General features: G+C 59.7%; 1 protein-coding gene. It reads right to left on the bottom strand.

Annotation, left to right across the window (positions count from 1 at the left end; all coding sequences use genetic code 11):
- Window positions 1-49: 49 nt before the first annotated feature.
- The coding region (locus NW837_RS15615; RefSeq protein WP_414332598.1) for a chromate transporter at window positions 50-843 on the bottom strand (794 nt) is incomplete at its 5' end.

The following is an 843-nucleotide window of genomic DNA, read 5'->3' as shown; positions in this document are numbered from 1 at the left end:
GGTCATTCCCTCACCCCCAAGGAGAAAGCAGGGCCAGGGAGCAAAACCTTTAGGCCAGCAGACCTCGGGCCAGCAAACCCGCCCCCCCTCCCATCAACACCAACAGCCAAGTGGGCTGGCGAAAGCGCATCAAGGCAATGAAGGCCGCTACCCCGATCCCCAAAGCCACCAGCGAAGCGGGAGTTGTTTGTTGTAGCAGCGCATTTTGGGCCAAGGGCACTGTAGCCGCAGCAACAGCCCCCAGGGCCGTTGGGGTAATTGCCTGCAGGGATCCCTTCACCCAAGCATTGTGCCGTATGCGCAACAGAACCGGAGCTGCCAGCAAAATAAAGGCAAAAGAAGGGGCAAAGATGGCCACTGTTGCCGTCAGAGCCCCCAGCACCCCTGCCACCTTGTAGCCGATAAAGGCTGCCGTCAGCACCACCGGGCCAGGAGTAAATTGCCCAATGGCCACCCCATCCAAGAACTCTGTCGGCGTCAACCAGCCCAACTGATCCACCACCTCGTCGGCGATGAAGGGGATGATCACCAGCCCTCCCCCGAAGATGGTGCCGCCTACTTTCAGGAAAAACAAGGTCAAAGGCCAGAAATAGGCACCAATCCGCTCCAGACCCCAAAAGCTGCTCAGGATAAGGGTTTCCGGTGGAACCGTGGCCACTACCGTCTGGGCCAACGTCAATACTGGCCAAGGGAGTAAAATCGGGATCCCCGATAGTGGGCCTTTTTTGGGCCCATACAGCAGCAGCCCCACCAGAGCCGCCAGCCCGAACAGCAACAGGATATTCACCCCCCCAATCAGCAGCAGGGCAAAGGCCGCCACCGCGATCAGCCCCCGGCTCCAAT

It is taken from the genome of Synechococcus sp. R6-10, from assembly GCF_047461815.1.
Taxonomy (GTDB): Bacteria; Cyanobacteriota; Cyanobacteriia; order Thermostichales; family Thermostichaceae; genus Thermostichus.
Note: the sequence above shows the minus strand (reverse complement) of the source record. Positions and strands in the feature narration are given on the sequence as shown.